Raw genomic sequence first — 15196 nt, 5'->3', positions numbered from 1 at the left:
CTTGACCCGGCGATGACGGGCCGAGGAGAGTTGTCAGCCCTTCAGGACCTCGACCAGCGTCGAGCCGAGCCGCGCCGGCGACGGCGAGACGCGGATGCCGGCGGCCTCCATGGCGGCGATCTTGGACTCCGCGTCGCCCTTGCCGCCCGAGACGACGGCGCCGGCGTGACCCATGGTGCGGCCCTTGGGCGCGGTGCGGCCGGCGATGAAGCCGACCATCGGCTTTCTGCGGCCCTTCTTCGCCTCGTCGATCAGGAACTGGGCGGCGTCCTCCTCGGCCCCGCCGCCGATCTCGCCGATCATGACGATGGACTGCGTCTCCTCGTCGGCGAGGAACAGCTCCAGCACGTCGATGAATTCCGTGCCCTTGACCGGGTCGCCGCCGATGCCGACGGCCGTGGTCTGGCCGAGGCCCTCGTTGGTGGTCTGGAACACCGCCTCATAGGTCAGGGTGCCCGAGCGCGAGACGATGCCGACATTGCCCTTCTTGAAGATCGAGCCCGGCATGATGCCGATCTTGCACTCCTCGGGGGTCAGAATCCCCGGACAGTTGGGTCCGAGCAGGCGGGACTTCGAGCGGTCCAGCCGCGCCTTGACCCGAACCATGTCGAGCACCGGGATGCCCTCGGTGATGCAGGTGATGAACGGGACCTCGGCGTCGATGGCCTCGATGATGGCGTCGGCGGCGCCCGCCGGCGGGACATAGATCACCGAGGCGTCGGCGCCGGTCGCCTCCTTCGCCTCGGCGACGGTGGCGAAGATCGGCAGGGTCTCGCCCTCGGACCCGTGCCACAGCTCGCCGCCCTTTTTCGGGTGCACCCCGCCGACCATCCGGGTCCCGTAGTAGCGCAGCGCCTGTTCCGTGTGGAAGGTGCCGGTCTTGCCGGTCAGGCCCTGGACGATGACCTTGGTGTTCTTGTCGACGAGGATGGACATGGGGAGGGGAGTTCCGGCGCGTCAGAAAGGTGGCGCCTCCCTAGCGCAGTCTCCGTCCAAGGCAAACCGTTAGCGCCACGATCCGCACGCTCTGGCGGCTGCCCGCCCCCGCTACGGTTGCAGCGCCGGCCGGGTGCGGGCCAGTTCGTAGCGGAAATTGGTCGGCTCGCTCGAGACGATGATGGCGTAGCCCGGGCCGGCCGGAGCATCGAGCGCGCGGGCGACCCTGGCGCCGTCCCGCAGGTCATAGCTCCACATGCGCAACGGACCCTCGGTTCGCCCGGGCGGCAGGCCGACCCACTGTTCGATCTCGGGCGACGCGTCCCACTGCCGGGTCTGCCTGAAGCCGAAGACATTGCACACATCCGTCGCGAATTCCGCGTCGCTGTCGGAGGACAGGCCGGTCATCAGGACGAAGATGCCGTTCGGCGTGGCGGCCAGCCGGCCCCGCGCATTGACGGACCGGGTCGCGTCCGCCAGCTCCTGCAGGCGGTCGGCCGGGATCTCGCCCCAGCCGGCCGCCTCCGCGGCCGCATGGGCCCGGGCGGCGTCCGCATCGGTGTCGAGGCACATGGCCTTGAACAGGCCGAAGGTTTCGTCCGCCGCGGCCGGACTCGCCGCCAGACAGATCGCGGCCAGCGCCAGTCCGGCGACCGGGCGCCGGCGACGGGTGGTGGAGGGGTGGGAGGAGATCGCGACCAACATCGGGAGACCGTCTAGAAGCCCGGCCGCATGTACATCAGCATGCTGGCCCCCTCGAAGGTGTTCTCGTCGTTGGTCAGCACGATGTGCAGATCGCCGTTGAGGGCCGACTGCATCAGCGCGGCCTCCGACGGACGCACGGCGACCTTGCCCCCGTCCACCATCCGGAAGGCGTAGCCGGTCATGCCCTCTTCCATGAGGGCCGGGTGGGCGTCCATGCCGAGCCACTGGCGCACGATCGGCCGCGGGTCCGGCTTGACCGGCTGGTTGGTCTCGAAATTCCCTCCCATGACCGCGCACACCTTCATGGTCATCGGCGTGCCCTCGTAGTTCTCCTGCATGGTGCCGATCATCAGGATGCTCAGGTCGCCGTTGTCCTCGGCGTTCATCAGGGCGGTGACGTCCTCGAACGGATTTTCCGGATCGCTGGTCAGCACCGACGACGGAATCTCGGCCCAGCCGGCGCTGCGCCCCATCTGCAGCGCGCGCGGCGCGGCCCCCTCACCATCGGCGCAGAAGGTCTTGAAGTGGCTGAACAGGAGCGACGACTCCTGGGCCGCCGCGGGCGCGGCCACGAGCGAAAGCGCGACCGCCGGGACCGCCAGATACCGGAACATGAACAACCCCCCTTCGCCGGCGACGGTCGCCGGCTTTGGAACGCACGGTATCAGGGGACGGGCCGGCTCGCTACGGCTGCGGCTCCAGACGATTCATATCCCTGCGCCCAGGGATGGCGGAAGCGCGAGCGGCGCTCAGAAGCCGGCCGGATAGTTCACGGAGAGCTCCAGGTAGCGGTCCGCGGCGATGTAGGAGCCGTGTATTCGGCTGCCATCTGCGAGGTCCCAGATCAGGATCTCGACCTCGTCCGGGAAGACATAATCCTGGCCCGGCTCACGGCCGGCGCCCAGCGGACCGCCGTCCACCGTCAGGGCTTCAAGCGCGGCCCGCCAGTCACCCGACACGTCCGGAACATCGACGGCGCAGATCAGCTGTTCGGGAATCCTCGTCGATACAGACGAGGAGTCGGACGTGGGGCTCGACTGCGCGGGAATGTGATGCAGCCGGATCGCCAGCGAGGCCCCCCTGAACGCGTCGACCCAATCATGGCCGTCGCGCGGCTCGATCGCGAAAGGAGTCAACCCCATGCCCTCGGCGGCGGCGGCCAGCTTGTCGCGGTCTCCTCGCACCTGCAGGCAGGCGCGGCTGAAGGCGGCGATCCCGTCGTCGATGCGATCTGTCGGCGCCGCCGGCGTGGCCACAGCGACGACCACCGCCGATGCAAGCGCCAGCAGCATCAGCCGACCGCCGCGACGATCTTCTGGGCCGCGTCGTCGAGGTCGTCGGCGGCGGTGATGGCCAGGCCCGACTCGTTCAGGATGCGCTTGCCCTCGTCGACGTTGGTGCCTTCCAGCCGCACCACCAGCGGCACCTTCAGGCCGACTTCCCTGACCGCCGCGACCACGCCCTCGGCGATGACGTCGCAGCGCATGATGCCGCCGAAGATGTTGACCAGAATGCCCTGCACGGCCGGGTCGGCGGTGATGATCTTGAACGCCGCCGCGACCTTTTCCTTGGAGGCGCCGCCGCCGACGTCGCAGAAGTTGGCGGGCTCTTTCCCGTACAGCTTGATGATGTCCATCGTCGCCATGGCCAGTCCGGCCCCGTTGACCATGCAGCCGATGTTGCCGTCGAGCGCGACATAGGCGAGGTCCCATTCCGAGGCCTCGATCTCCTTGGCGTCTTCTTCCGTCTCGTCACGCAGCGCCTTCATGTCCTCGTGGCGGAACAGGGCGTTGCCGTCGAAGCTGACCTTGGCGTCCAGCACGCGTAGTCGGCCGTTCTCCATGACGATCAGCGGATTGACCTCCAGCATCGACATGTCCTTCTCGACGAAGGCCCGATACAGGGTCGGGAACAGGGTCTCGCCGTCCTCGGCCGCCGCGCCGGTCAGGCCGTAGGCGTCGTTGATCTCGGCCACGTTGGCGGGCGTCACGCCGGCTTCCGGGTCGATGTCGATGGTGACGATCTTCTCGGGCGTATCGTGGGCGACCGCCTCGATGTCCATGCCGCCCTCGGTCGAGACGACGAAGGAGACCCGTCCGGTCGAGCGGTCGACCAGCAGCGAGCAGTACAGTTCGCGGGCGATGTCGGCGCCGTCCTCGATGTAGAGGCGGTTGACCTGCTTGCCGGCCGGGCCGGTCTGGGCGGTCACCAGCGTATTGCCGAGCATCTCCTTCGCATTGGCCACGACCTCGTCGATCGAGCGGGCCAGCCGCACGCCGCCCTTGGCGTCGGGGCCCAGTTCCTTGAACCTGCCCTTGCCGCGCCCGCCGGCGTGGATCTGCGACTTCACGACATACAGGGGCCCGGGCAGTTGCTTCGCCGCCGCTTCGGCCTCGTCGGCCGAGGTGATGGCCACGCCGGCGGCGACCGGTGCGCCGAAGCTCTTCAGGACCTGCTTGGCCTGGTACTCGTGAATGTTCATGGATGCCGCCTTGGGGGAGAGTCGGCGTGCTTATAGGACCCGGGCCTTCGCGGGTGCAACCGCCTGTCGCCGGACCGCCCTGCGCCGGACGGCGAAACGCCCTCCGCCGTGGGAGGGCGCTCGGGTTCAGGGCCGGGGCCCGGTTAGCGGATCGGCCGGATCGCCGTCAGGCTGGTGCTGTCCGCCTCGGAGGTGACCTGGACGAAGGTCACGTCGCCGGCGCGGTAGGCGGTCTCGTCGGGCGCATAGGCGTACAGGCCGGCGCCGGCGTCGACGGGCAGCGACACGCCGCCGAGCACGCCGGTGATGCCGGCGACCAGGTCCGGCTGGGCCGGCTGGCTGGTCAGCATGCAGGCCTGGCGCTTGCCGTCGGGAGCGGACTGCTCGCCGACGACCAGATTGCGCGACACGCCTTCGCCGTTGTGGGTCCACACCATCATCCCGTCCTGCTGCGCCGGGGCCGACCAGGAGCCCTGGGCCTCGACGGCGGCGGTTACGGCGGCGACATCGCCCTTGGTGGCGACGCACAGGGTCTTGAAGTCGTCGGCCGGCGCCGGGGCGGCGACAACGGTGGCGGCGAACAGAAGCGTGGCGATCATGAAGGCGAACTCTCTCGATTACTGGGGAGGACCGGGGCGAGCACCGCCGGCCGGACTCAGTGTGCGGGGAAAAACAGCGTCATTATGGCCGGCCCGCAGGCCGGCCCCGGCGTCAGTCGACCCAGTCCCGCTTCAGGGTCCGCGAGGCGGCGATCAGCAGGGCCGAGGCCAGCAGGTAGAAGCCCATGCCGGTGTAGATGGCCCAGCGCAGGCTCTCGTCGCCGAAGCGCGGGGCCAGCAGGTCGCTCATCCAGCCGAAATAGTAGAAGCCGACGGCCAGGCCGAACAGGTTGTTGATCAGCAGGAACAGCGCCGAGGCGGTCGAGCGCATCGCCGCTGGAACGAGGTGCTGCACCGCCGCCGTGATCGGGCCCAGCCAGGCCAGGTTCAGGCCGGTCGGGATCAGGAAGATCAGGAAGGCGAGGATCAGCTGCTGGGCGTTGGTGCCGCCGCCGGGCAGCACCAGGCCGATCAGCCACGGCGAGTTCATCGCGGCGATGAACAGCGGCGCCGAGATCAGGAAGGCGATGGCCGGGGTCAGCGGATAGGCGCCCTTGCCGCGCTTGCTCAGCTTGTCGGCGAAGAAGCCGCCCAGCCAGATGCCGAGCGTGCCGCCGACGAGGGCGATGCCCGAATAGTACCAGCTGGTCTGAATCAGGGTCAGATCGAAGCTGCGCATGAAGAACAGCGGCAGCCAGCCCGCCACGCCGTAGCCGCAGATCGACGAGGAGGCGGCGCCGAGCGCCAGCAGCCAGAAGCTGGGCTTCTTGATCACCACCGAGGCCGTGCTGCGCGCGATCCGCAGCGACACGCCGATGACCAGCGCCAGCAGCCCGCCGAAGCCCCAGGTCAGGCCCGCCGCCTCCCGGTCCATGGCGAGGTACTGCACCGCGCCGACGGCCAGCGCGACGGCGCCGATCGAGAGCATGATCATGGAGGCGATGCTGCCGGTCCGGCTGGAGAGGGCCGCAACCGGGGCCGTGGTGACCGGCGCCGTCTCCGGAGCGAGCGCCGCCTTCGCCGCCGCGGCCGTGGCGTCCGTCCCGCCGCGCTTCGGATCGCGCACCGTCAGGCGCAGCAGCGGGGCCAGCAGCAGGCCCAGCAGGCCGACGACGATGAAGGCCGTCTGCCAGCCCCAGCGCGCCGCCAGCAGGCCGCCGACCAGAGTCCCTGCGGCGGTCCCGATCGGAATGCCGAAGGCGAACACGGCCAGCGCCCGGGCCCGCTGCGACGGCGGGAAATAGTCCGCGATCAGCGAATAGGCCGGGGCCACGCCGCCGGCCTCGCCGACGCCCACGCCCATCCGGCACAGGAACAGCTGGGTGAAGGAGGTCGCCATGCCGCACAGGGCGGTGAAACCGCTCCACACCGCCAGCGCGCCGGTCATGATCCACACCCGGCTGAAGCGGTCGGCCAGCCACGCCAGCGGAATGGCCAGCGTCGAATAGACCGAGGCGAAGGCGATGCCGCCGAGCAGGCCGAACTGGGCGTCGGTCAGCTCGAAATGCGCCTTCAGCGGCGCCGCGAGGATGCCGATGATCTGCCGGTCGAGGAAGTTGAGCGCATAGACCAGCACCAGCACGGCCAGCACATAGTAGCGGTAGCCCGGGCGAACCGCGGCGGCGTCGGTGGCGATCATGGCGTTTCCCTCGACCTGGTCTTCTTGTTGGGCAGGACGGTAGCGGGGCCGTGGCGCCGCGTAAAAAGAAAAAGGGCGGCGGCTCAGGTGAACCGCCGCCCGTGATCATGTGCGATCAGGCTTCAGGAGTCTTCCGGATCAGAACTTGACCTGCAGCGAGGCGGTCACCGTCTGCGGCGGGCCGTAGTAGCCGATCAGCGAGTTGTTGAAGAGCGCGCCCGGGAAGTTGTAGCCGCCCACGCGGTACTCCTCGTCGGTCAGGTTCTTGCCGTAGAGGCCGACGGTGAAGCGGTCGCCCGGGTCGGTCCAGACCACCGACAGATCGACCAGCGTATAGGCCTCCTGGTCGAGGATCGGGTTCGGGAACTCGAACTGGCTGTAATCGTCGCGGTACGAGACCGACGGGGTCACGGCGATTTCGCCGCCGGCCACGTCGCCGCGCCAGGTCAGGCCCAGATAGCCGGTCCATTTCGGCGCGTTCTGCAGCACCACCAGGTCGGAGATGTCCTCGTAGACGCCCAGAGCCAGGTTGTAGCGCAGGAACTCCTCGAAATCGGACTCGAGGTAGCCGACGGCGAAGTTCGCATCGAGATTGTCGAGGATGCGCAAACGGCCCTCGAACTCGGCCCCGAAGAAGGTCGACGAACCCACGTTGTCGACGAAGCTGGCGATGCCGGCGACCGCCGGCACCTGGGTGGTGACCTGCTGATCATTGTACTCGTTCTGGAACACCGCCATCGCGAACGACAGCCGGTCCAGCGAGCCCTTCAGGCCGACCTCGTACGAGTCCACCGTCTCGGGCTCGTAGCCGTTGACCGTGGCGGGCGTGAAGATGGCGTCGCCGCGCATGTCGAAGCCGCCGGACTTGAAGCCCTGCGAGAACGAGGCGTAGGCCGTCAGGTCGTCGCTCACGTCGTAGGAGACGGCGATCCGCGGCGTGAACTGATCGAAGTCCTTGCTGTTGGTGTAGTTGGTGCGGACCAGCAGCGGCGCGCGGGGCGTGCCGCCGAGCAGCGGGCTGTTGGTGGCGCCCAGATAGTTGGCGCGGAACACGGTCCCGGTCTTGTTGTCGAGGGTATAGCGGGCGCCCAGCGACAGGTGCAGCCGGTCGGTCAGGTCGAGATTGACGTCGGCGAAGGCGGCCCAGCTCTCGGTCTCCACCTGACCGCCGGTGCCGATGACGATGCCGGCGTTGCCCAGGATGGTGTCGAAGGCGCCCTCGGCGTGGCCGTCGAGGTAGAAGAAGCCCATCACGCCCTGGATGCGGTCGTAGTCGAACAGGAACTGGAATTCCTGGGTCAGCTGGTCGTCGGCGTAGTAGGCCGGGATGTCCAGCGTCGGCGCCGGAGTGTTGTCGAAGTCGATGACCGTATCGGTGTCGCCCTCGCGCCAGGCGGTGATCGACTTGAAGGTCCAGTGCTCGCTCATGTCGAGCTGGATCGTGGCCGAGGCGCCCTGGTTCATCACCGAGTTCTCGTCGCCGATCCCGGCGAAGGTGTCATAGACGCTGTCCGGAACGCCGGCGCCCGGGCCGACGCCGGCCACTTCGCGGTGGCCGTGGCGGGGGTTGGAGTCGTCCTCGACCCGGTCATAGGCCAGCCGGATCGACATGTCGTCGCGCGGCTCCCACTCCATGCTCAGGCGGCCGGCCAGCACGTCCTTGTTGTAGTGCTCGGCGCCGGTGTTCAGGTTCGTGCCGTAACCGTCGCGCTGGTAGCTGGCGATAGCGCCGCCGACGCGAAAATTGTCGGCCAGCGGCATGCTGCCCGAGGCCAGAAGGTCGATCTGGTTGTAGCTGCCGTAGGCCCCGCGCAGGGTCAGTTCGGCGTCCTGCGCCAGGCGCGAGGTGACGTATTTGACGGCGCCGCCGACGGTGTTGCGGCCGTAGAGCGAGCCTTGCGGGCCGCGCAGCACCTCGATGCGCTCGACGTCGTAGATGTCCAGCACGGCGCCCTGCGGGCGGGCCACATAGACGTCGTCGACATACAGGCCCACGCCGGGCTCGAAGCCCCACAGCGGATCCTGCTGGCCGACGCCGCGGATGAAGGAGATCAGGGTCGAATTCGAGCCGCGGGCCACCTGGACCGTCGCGTTCGGGGTCTGCTGCTGCAGCGCCGTGATGTCGGTCGCGCCGGTTTCCTCAAGGCGTTCGGCGCTGAGGGCCGAGACCGAGATCGGCACGTCCTTCAACGATTCGTCGCGGCGGCGGGCCGTGACGATAACGTCCTCGACGGCGGCGTCTTCGGTTTGCGGGACGGCGTCCTGCGCCAGAACGACGGTCGAAAGCGCGCTCCAGGCGGCGCCCGCGAGCAAGGCGGTCTTTACGTAGCGGTTCATTTGAAGCCCCATTCCTGTGTGTTTCCGGCGGCGACGCTTTTTATTCAGCGTTCAATGATTTTCCGGAACCGTAACCGTTTTCCCCCCGCTGTCAAACCGAGGCGCTTGTCCGGGCCGGTCCGCGCCGGACCTGTGGCGCCGTTGCCATGACGCCCGGACGGGGCCTAGCTTGACCGGATGACCAAGCTCGACGCGCCCGCCCCCGAGTCCGCCGCCGCCCCCGCGCGGCGCGGCCGCCCGTCGAAGGCCAAGGCCGAGGGAACCGCCGACACCCGCGAATCCATCCTCGACGCCGCCGAGGACCTGTTCTCCAAACACGGCTTCTACGGCGTCACCATCCGCGAGGTGGCGCGCGAGGCTGGCGTCGATACGGCGCTGGTGCACTATTATTTCGGAGCCAAGCGGGCCCTGTTCGACGCCGTCTTCCTGCGCCGGGCGGAGGTCTGGAACAACGAGCGGGTCGACGCCATCAACCGCTACGCCCGGGATCCGGGGCCGGACGGAATGACGCTGGAGGGGCTGTTCGAGGCCTTCCTGCGGCCGCCGTTCCAGTGGTCGCTGAAGGGCGGCCCGGGCTGGAAGCACTATGCCGCCCTGGTGGCCCAGACCAACGCCAACCCCACCTTCGGCGGCGAAACCATGGCCCGTTATTTCGACCCCGCCATCCGCCGCCTGATCGAACTGATCAAGCAGATCATGCCCGGGGCGCGCGAGGTCGATCTCTACTGGGCCTATCACAACCTGTCGGGGGCCCTGACCCTGACGTTGGGCGAGACGGGGCGACTCGACCGGCTGTCCGGCGGCCTGTGCCGCTCGGGCGATCTGGAAGCGGCCTGCGACTACATGATCCGGTTCGCGGCGGCGGGTTTCCGCGCCGTCTGCGGGCCCGAAGCCGGTGGACCGGCGTCGGACCGATGAGCGAGGCGGCGCCGGCGCGGAATGTGGTGCGCGTGACGGTCGACCGCGGCCTGATCCGCGGCGTGACGGTGGCGCTGGCCGGCGGGGTGGTGCTCGCCTTCACCGGCGCCTTCGGTATGGACGAGGTCTCGCTCGGGTTCCGGCTCGCCTACTGGGCGCCGATGATGCTGATGGGGGCGCTTTGGGGCCACCTCTGTTCCAGGCTTGTCGAGCGCCGGATCGATCTGGAGCGACAGCCCTGGCTCGCAACGCTGGCCCTCACGCTGGTCATCTCCGGGCCATTGTCGGTCATGGTCTGGGCCCTTACCGGCTGGTTCTTCGACGACGACCGCTTCGTGACCCTGGGCCGCCTGCCGGACTTCCTCGGCCCTGTGACACTGGTCACCGGCGTGCTGAGCGCGCTCAACGTCTTCCTGTCGCGGACGCCGGTTCAGACCCACGCCGCCCCGGCAGGCGCCGCGCCGGCCCGCTTCCTCGACCGCCTGCCCTTCAAGCTCCGCGGCGCCGCCCTGCGCGCGGTCGAGGCCGAGGACCACTATCTGCGCGTCCATACCGATCGCGGCTCCGACCTGATCCTGATGCGGCTGTCCGACGCCCTGGTCGAATTGGAAGGCCTCGAGGGCGCCCAGACCCACCGCAGCTGGTGGGTGGCGAAGGACGCGGTGCGCGGTGTGACGCGCGGCGACGGCCGGGCCACCCTGAGGCTGGACGGGGGGATCGAAGCCCCGGTCAGCCGCCGTTACTCCCGGGCCCTGCGCGAGGCCGGCTGGTATTAGGCGCCCCCGCCGGCGAGGGCGCCGGCGCGTTTAGCGCCGACCGGATTTTCGGCATCCCCGCGCCCGAAGGCGCCGGCGACTACCGCTACGGCTGGTGGGTGCAGCGCTGGCGCGGCCATGACCTGTTCTGGCATTCGGGATGGGACCCCGGACGTTACTCGGCGATGTATCTGAAGGTCCCGGGCAAGCGGCTCACGCTGATCGTGCTGGCGAACACCGAGGGGCTGTGGTGGGACAACAGCCTGGCGCGCGCGGAGATCGACACCAGCCCGGTCGCGTCGGCGTTCCTGGACGGGTTCGTGGAAGAGGCGCCTAGGCCGCCCAGACTCCATGGAACCCCGCCGGCAGGGCCACGTCGGCCCGCCAGGTCGCCACCGGCCCGTCCGCCACCCGGGCGGCGTCGAACACGTGCAGCTCGGTGACCCCCTCCGGAAGGTTGATCGACGGCGCGACCAGCCAGGCCTCCGCCTCGCCCGATCGGCCGGGCTTCGGCACGATCACCGCCTCCTCGACGATCTGCGTCTCTCCGAAGTTGAAGTAATCGGAGGTTCCGCTGTCCCAGTTCCAGGTCGCCAGACCGGTCGGCAGGGGCCGGTCCGGGCGTTCGCCGGCGACATGGACGGTCAGCGCCCGGGGCAGTCCGGCCCGGCGCGGGTCGCTCTTAGGAAACTCGGCGGTGACGCCGCTCGACGTCATTTCGGCGCGGCCGTCCGCATGCAGGGTGACCAGCTTGAGCACGGCGTGTTCGCCCGGCACGGACCCGCGCTGCTCGACCAGCACGCGGGCGCCTTCGATGGCGAAGGCCACGTCCTTGCCCGCCGCCACGTCGAAGCGGATCGCGCCCGACGCATCCTCCCAGGCGTCGCCGAGGTGGAAATAGCTGAACGCGGGCAGTTCGAAGATCCGCCGCCGGCTGAGGTCGGCCTTGTCGACCACCATCACCTGCGTGCCGAGCTCGGGCCGCCACGCGAACTGCGAGGCGTAGGGCATGCCGGGACGGTCGAACACCCACGGCTGCAGCACCAGGATCAGATGCCGCGCGGTGGCGGTGAAATCGTGCATGAAACAGGCGCGCGGCAGGTCGACCAGCTGCGCCGTGTGCAGGCTGCGATCAGCGTTGAGCCGCCAGATGATCGCCCGGCCGCCGTTCAGCCCCATGTTCCAGATCGTGCCGTCCGGGTCATAGCGGGGATGGGCCTGGAACGGCATGCCCTTGAGGTCGTCGCGCAGGGTGACGAAGCGGCGGGTCGACAGGTCGGACGGGCTCATCGCCGTCGGCGATCCGCCCTCCCACAGGGCCCAGATCTCGTCGCCGGCCACCATCACGGCCGTGTTGGCCGCATTGGCGTCGTCGTTCAGCCCGATGCGCGCCCGCGGATCGCCGACGGTGCCGAAGCCGGGCGTGACCACGGCGCCGATCTCCCTCTCGTAGCGGCGCTTCGGCGTGTCGGCGAAGCGCGCCTCCATCGTCGCCCGCCCGTCCGAGATCCGGAACGCCCGCATCAGGCCGTCGCCGTCGAACCAGTGGGTGGCGCTGCCGCCCGGCCGCCGGAACTTGCCCGGCCCGTTGCGGAACAGCGTGCCGGCGAGGCCCGCCGGAACCCGGCCGTGGACCAGCCGCATCGCCCGCGGCGCCACGTCCGTCTCGAGGTCGGCCGTGGCCAGGGCCCAGTCGGCCGTGGCCTGCATCGCCGACATGGCGCGAACGGTCTCGGGGGTGACGACCGCGGCGGACAGGGCGGCCGCGCCCATCAGAAACCCTCTCCGGGAAGCAGTCATCGCATCCTCCTCAGCGAAGCCGGATGGTCTGGGCGGTCGCGCCCGAGACGGGGAAGCGGGCCTGCTCCCAGCGCGCCGGGCCCATGTTGCCGACGGCGTTGTTCGAGAAGGCGTAGGGCTCGGTCGGAATGCCGAACGGATTGACGTTCATCTCGCCGTCGCCGTCGACGTCGTGGAAGGCCTTGACGCCGTACTCGCCGGGCGGCAGGTCGCGGAACACCGCCGTCGGCGCCCCGTCCGAGGCGTCCAGCCGCATCTGGGCGACCGCCCGGCCGCCCGTCCAGGCCGCGGCGGAATCATACAGGGCGACCATGACCGCGCCGGTGCGGGCTTCGGTTTCGAAGGTCAGGGTGACGGTGGCGTTCTGCGCCACAGCGGGCGGGGCGAGGGCGGCCAGGCCGAGGGCGAGGGTGACGAGGGGCAGGCGAACCATAAGGCGATCCCGAATGCGGGGAGGACCGACCACCGGGCCTCCGACACGCCGACCCTGCCCCGCCGGCCCCTGTCCGTCAGATCGCTTGCGGCGACGGTCGCCCCGCATTCGTGAACGGCCGCCCCTGTCCGTTCACGAACCGCGAACGGACAGGTCCGTCAGGCCTTCCGCTCATCATCGTCGGCGTCGGAGCCCGTCGATCCGTCGGATGCGGCCTCGGCGGGAGGAGGCGTCGGCGCGGGATCGTCGCCCAGTCCGCCGACCTCGAACGCCGGCCGCGGGGCCGAGCGGAACTCGCCCCCCTTCTTGCCGCCCGTCATCGTGCTGACCCAGCGCCAGATCGCCGCGCCGGCGATGACGATGACCACCCAGCCCTTCTTCAGGAACAGGAACAGGATGCCCAGCAGCCCGGCCTTCTTGGCGACGGCGAGCGCCGCCCCGCCGGCGATCAGGCCGCCGACGCCGTAGGCCGCCTTCTTGTCGACGCCCTCGCGATAGTCGGCGTACTGCGCCCCCGGCTGGAACGAGGCGGTGTTCATCAGCTTGGTCGCTTCGCCGGTGATGGCCGGCAGTTCGCTCATCAAGGCGACGATGTTCATGCTCAGCACGCCCTCGCGCCCCAGCACGCGGACATCGTAGTTCAGCGTGTTCTCGGGACTGCCGGCGAAGGCGATCTCCTTGGCCCAGATCAGGTTGTGACGGGCCGGGTCGTAGCTGGGCTGCCGGGCCCATCCGACCAGGGTCGAGGCGGCGTAGCCGTCGGCGACGTGGGCGCGGTTCTCTTCCGCCTCCCCCGCCTTCAGCTGCTGCAGCAGGCCGGCGTAGTCGATGTTGGCCGCGTCGGCGTCCGAGACATAGCCGTCGCCGACCCAGGTGACGACCGCGCCCCAGGTGTCGTCGAGGGGACTCTTGCCCGACGGGAACACCATGCCGATCACGCCCTCGACCACCGACGGCGGGTTGCCCCATCCCTCGATCAGCACCCGCTTCGCGTCTTCGGCCCCGAGGAAATAATAGTCCTCGCCGAGCGCCAGCGTCGCCCTGGCGGCCGGGAGGCTGATGTCGCCCCTCTGCGGTTCCAGACTGTCCAGCAGGGCTTCCAGCCTGCGGATCTCCGCCTGCTGTTCGGCGGTGGGCGGCGCCGGCGTGGACGCCGTGGCGGCCGTAGCCGTGAAAAGGCCGAGCGCCAGAAGCAGCGCGACGAAGGCTCTGTGAATCATGGAAAACTCCCCCGCGCGCACACTGCACCACAGGTTGAAGCTTGGCCAGACTCAAGCGCGGGGTTGCACAGTCAGCCCTTGCGGATGCGCCGTCTCAGCAGCCGGTCGGACAGGGCTTCGGCGTGCTTCAGGGTGAAGGCCAGCGCCGCCGGATTGCCCCGCCGCGGTCCGACCGTGTCGGCCACCACCGCGCCGCGTTCGCCGATCATCGCCGGTTCGCCGGTGGTGGTGTCGACCGCCGTCTGGTGCTCGACCTCGGCGTTCAGCTCGGCCCCCATCAGGATGATCTGCACGCTCAACCAGGTCCACAGCAGGAAGCCCATCATGGCCGCCAGCGGGCCGTAGGAGTCGACCTTGACGAAGGTCTGCAGATACCAGCTGAAGCCCAGCGACAGGCCGACGCTGAGCAGGGAGGCGAACAGGGCGCCCGGCGTCAGCCAGCGCCACCGCGCCCGTGACCGGCACGGTCCGAGGCGATAGATCAGGGTCAGGGCGGCGATATAGACGAACAGCAGCAACGGCCACCGCAGCGGCGCCAGATGGGCCCACTCGTCGGCGAGGCCGAAATAGCCCAGCACCAGCGGCACGCCGACGACCAGGCCGGCCGTGACCATAATGGCGGCGAGGCCCGTGACGGTGAAGGCCATGCACAGCAGGTTGTATTTGAAGAAGTTGCGCCGCTCGACCTCGTGATAGGCGACGTTCAGGCCGTAGAAGAGAACCTTGATCGCCCCGTTCGCGGTCCATAGCGACAGGGCGAGCGTCCAGACCAGGGTGAAGGTCAGCTGGGTGTTTGAGTTCTCCGCCAGCCGCTGCATCTCGCCGGACAGGAATCCGGCCACTCCCGCCGGCAGCACGTCGTAGAGGAAATACAGCCGCGCCACTGCCTCGTTCGGATCAGCGAACAGGCCGTAGATGGTGACGAAGGCGGCCAGGGTCGGGAACAGCGACAGCACCACGAAGAAGGTCACCCCGCCGGCGATGAAGCCGACCCGGTCGCCGAAATAGGACATCCCCAGACGCCAGAAGATGTCGATCCAGCCCTTGTGCGGAATGTGCTCGGGCCGCCGCGCCAGACGCCCGCGCCCCGGCTCCTTCGCCTCGAAATCCTCGGGAGTCGGCACATGCGGCGGCGGCGGTTCGGGCCGCGGCCGCCGTAGCTCCAGCCCGTATTTGTGCCCGTGCCGGTAGAGCAGGTGCGCCGTCCCGGCTCCGGCCGCCAGTCCGCCCGCCACCGCCCCGACCATGCCCCACAGCCCGAGGCCCCTGCGTCCCGTCTCTTTCTGCATCCCCGCGACAACGGCTCCGGTCCGACGGCGTTCCGGCTGGCGATCGACGGGTCGTCAACCTACGGTGCGGTCAGGAGGCGCCG

General features: G+C 69.4%; 14 protein-coding genes. 2 read left to right on the top strand and 12 right to left on the bottom strand.

The genetic code is table 11. The features are described 5' to 3' along the window. Window positions 1-33 precede the first annotated feature (33 nt). From sucD to VEC04_RS04895, 8 genes are all read right to left on the bottom strand, one after another. Complete coding sequence (gene sucD, locus VEC04_RS04930) at window positions 34-936, bottom strand: succinate--CoA ligase subunit alpha (RefSeq protein WP_324774432.1); 903 nt, start codon at window positions 934-936, stop codon at window positions 34-36. A 111-nt stretch (window positions 937-1047) separates the two neighbouring features. After that, on the bottom strand, window positions 1048-1641 hold the full coding sequence (locus tag VEC04_RS04925) for a hypothetical protein (protein ID WP_324774430.1): 594 nt from the start codon (window positions 1639-1641) through the stop codon (window positions 1048-1050). 11 nt (window positions 1642-1652) lie between these two features. Next, entirely contained in the window at window positions 1653-2255 is a 603-nt protein-coding gene (locus VEC04_RS04920) for a hypothetical protein (RefSeq protein WP_324774428.1), read from the bottom strand. A 135-nt stretch (window positions 2256-2390) separates the two neighbouring features. After that, a complete protein-coding gene (locus VEC04_RS04915) occupies window positions 2391-2933 on the bottom strand; it encodes a hypothetical protein (RefSeq protein ID WP_324774427.1) in 543 nt (180 codons plus the stop codon). Next, window positions 2933-4123, bottom strand: coding sequence for an ADP-forming succinate--CoA ligase subunit beta (gene sucC, locus VEC04_RS04910; protein ID WP_324774425.1), 1191 nt, complete (start codon window positions 4121-4123; stop codon window positions 2933-2935). The genes VEC04_RS04915 and sucC overlap by 1 nt, the downstream gene beginning before the upstream one ends. A 143-nt stretch (window positions 4124-4266) precedes the next feature. After that, a complete protein-coding gene (locus VEC04_RS04905; protein ID WP_324774423.1) occupies window positions 4267-4722 on the bottom strand; it encodes a hypothetical protein in 456 nt (151 codons plus the stop codon). Window positions 4723-4834: 112 nt separating this feature from the next. Continuing rightward, entirely contained in the window at window positions 4835-6361 is a 1527-nt protein-coding gene (locus tag VEC04_RS04900; protein WP_324774421.1) for an MFS transporter, read from the bottom strand. 138 nt (window positions 6362-6499) lie between these two features. Next, window positions 6500-8698 (bottom strand): TonB-dependent receptor, encoded by a 2199-nt coding sequence (locus VEC04_RS04895; RefSeq protein WP_324774419.1) that lies wholly within the window; start codon window positions 8696-8698, stop codon window positions 6500-6502. 177 nt (window positions 8699-8875) lie between these two features. Between VEC04_RS04895 and VEC04_RS04890 the strand changes: the two genes are divergently transcribed. Further along, on the top strand, window positions 8876-9616 hold the full coding sequence (locus tag VEC04_RS04890) for a TetR/AcrR family transcriptional regulator (protein ID WP_324774417.1): 741 nt from the start codon (window positions 8876-8878) through the stop codon (window positions 9614-9616). Then, window positions 9613-10392, top strand: a complete 780-nt coding sequence (locus VEC04_RS04885) for a LytTR family DNA-binding domain-containing protein (RefSeq protein WP_324774415.1) — start codon at window positions 9613-9615, stop codon at window positions 10390-10392. The genes VEC04_RS04890 and VEC04_RS04885 overlap by 4 nt, the downstream gene beginning before the upstream one ends. 312 nt (window positions 10393-10704) lie before the next feature. On the opposite strand, the gene VEC04_RS04880 is transcribed toward VEC04_RS04885, so the two are convergent. The 4 genes from VEC04_RS04880 to VEC04_RS04865 all read right to left on the bottom strand — a co-directional run bounded on the left by VEC04_RS04880 (window position 10705) and on the right by VEC04_RS04865 (window position 15113). Continuing rightward, window positions 10705-12171: a carotenoid oxygenase family protein gene (locus tag VEC04_RS04880; protein WP_324774413.1), complete on the bottom strand. Its 1467-nt coding sequence runs from the start codon at window positions 12169-12171 to the stop codon at window positions 10705-10707. A gap of 10 nt (window positions 12172-12181) precedes the next feature. Beyond that, entirely contained in the window at window positions 12182-12604 is a 423-nt protein-coding gene (locus VEC04_RS04875; RefSeq protein ID WP_324774411.1) for a DUF2141 domain-containing protein, read from the bottom strand. Between the two features lie 158 nt (window positions 12605-12762). Beyond that, window positions 12763-13824 carry a DUF2167 domain-containing protein gene (locus VEC04_RS04870; protein WP_324774409.1) on the bottom strand — a complete coding sequence of 354 codons (1062 nt, stop codon included), beginning with the start codon at window positions 13822-13824 and terminating at the stop codon, window positions 12763-12765. 71 nt (window positions 13825-13895) lie between these two features. Beyond that, window positions 13896-15113, bottom strand: coding sequence for a YihY/virulence factor BrkB family protein (locus VEC04_RS04865; RefSeq protein ID WP_324774407.1), 1218 nt, complete (start codon window positions 15111-15113; stop codon window positions 13896-13898). Window positions 15114-15196: the final 83 nt, after the last annotated feature.

Source organism: Brevundimonas sp., assembly GCF_035626535.1.
GTDB lineage: Bacteria > Pseudomonadota > Alphaproteobacteria > Caulobacterales > Caulobacteraceae > Brevundimonas.
The sequence above is the reverse complement of the archived record's forward strand: the minus strand, read 5'-3'. Positions and strand labels throughout refer to the sequence as shown.

Excerpts from the sequence above, each read along its gene's own strand:
- sucD (WP_324774432.1), bottom strand. The coding sequence starts at position 936 with ATGTCCATCCTCGTCGACAAGAACACCAAGGTCATCGTCCAGGGCCTG.
- VEC04_RS04925 (WP_324774430.1), bottom strand. The coding sequence starts at position 1,641 with ATGTTGGTCGCGATCTCCTCCCACCCCTCCACCACCCGTCGCCGGCGC.
- VEC04_RS04920 (WP_324774428.1), bottom strand. The coding sequence starts at position 2,255 with ATGTTCCGGTATCTGGCGGTCCCGGCGGTCGCGCTTTCGCTCGTGGCC.
- VEC04_RS04915 (WP_324774427.1), bottom strand. The coding sequence starts at position 2,933 with ATGCTGCTGGCGCTTGCATCGGCGGTGGTCGTCGCTGTGGCCACGCCG.
- sucC (WP_324774425.1), bottom strand. The coding sequence starts at position 4,123 with ATGAACATTCACGAGTACCAGGCCAAGCAGGTCCTGAAGAGCTTCGGC.
- VEC04_RS04905 (WP_324774423.1), bottom strand. The coding sequence starts at position 4,722 with ATGATCGCCACGCTTCTGTTCGCCGCCACCGTTGTCGCCGCCCCGGCG.
- VEC04_RS04900 (WP_324774421.1), bottom strand. The coding sequence starts at position 6,361 with ATGATCGCCACCGACGCCGCCGCGGTTCGCCCGGGCTACCGCTACTAT.
- VEC04_RS04895 (WP_324774419.1), bottom strand. The coding sequence starts at position 8,698 with ATGAACCGCTACGTAAAGACCGCCTTGCTCGCGGGCGCCGCCTGGAGC.
- VEC04_RS04890 (WP_324774417.1), top strand. The coding sequence starts at position 8,876 with ATGACCAAGCTCGACGCGCCCGCCCCCGAGTCCGCCGCCGCCCCCGCG.
- VEC04_RS04885 (WP_324774415.1), top strand. The coding sequence starts at position 9,613 with ATGAGCGAGGCGGCGCCGGCGCGGAATGTGGTGCGCGTGACGGTCGAC.
- VEC04_RS04880 (WP_324774413.1), bottom strand. The coding sequence starts at position 12,171 with ATGACTGCTTCCCGGAGAGGGTTTCTGATGGGCGCGGCCGCCCTGTCC.
- VEC04_RS04875 (WP_324774411.1), bottom strand. The coding sequence starts at position 12,604 with ATGGTTCGCCTGCCCCTCGTCACCCTCGCCCTCGGCCTGGCCGCCCTC.
- VEC04_RS04870 (WP_324774409.1), bottom strand. The coding sequence starts at position 13,824 with ATGATTCACAGAGCCTTCGTCGCGCTGCTTCTGGCGCTCGGCCTTTTC.
- VEC04_RS04865 (WP_324774407.1), bottom strand. The coding sequence starts at position 15,113 with ATGCAGAAAGAGACGGGACGCAGGGGCCTCGGGCTGTGGGGCATGGTC.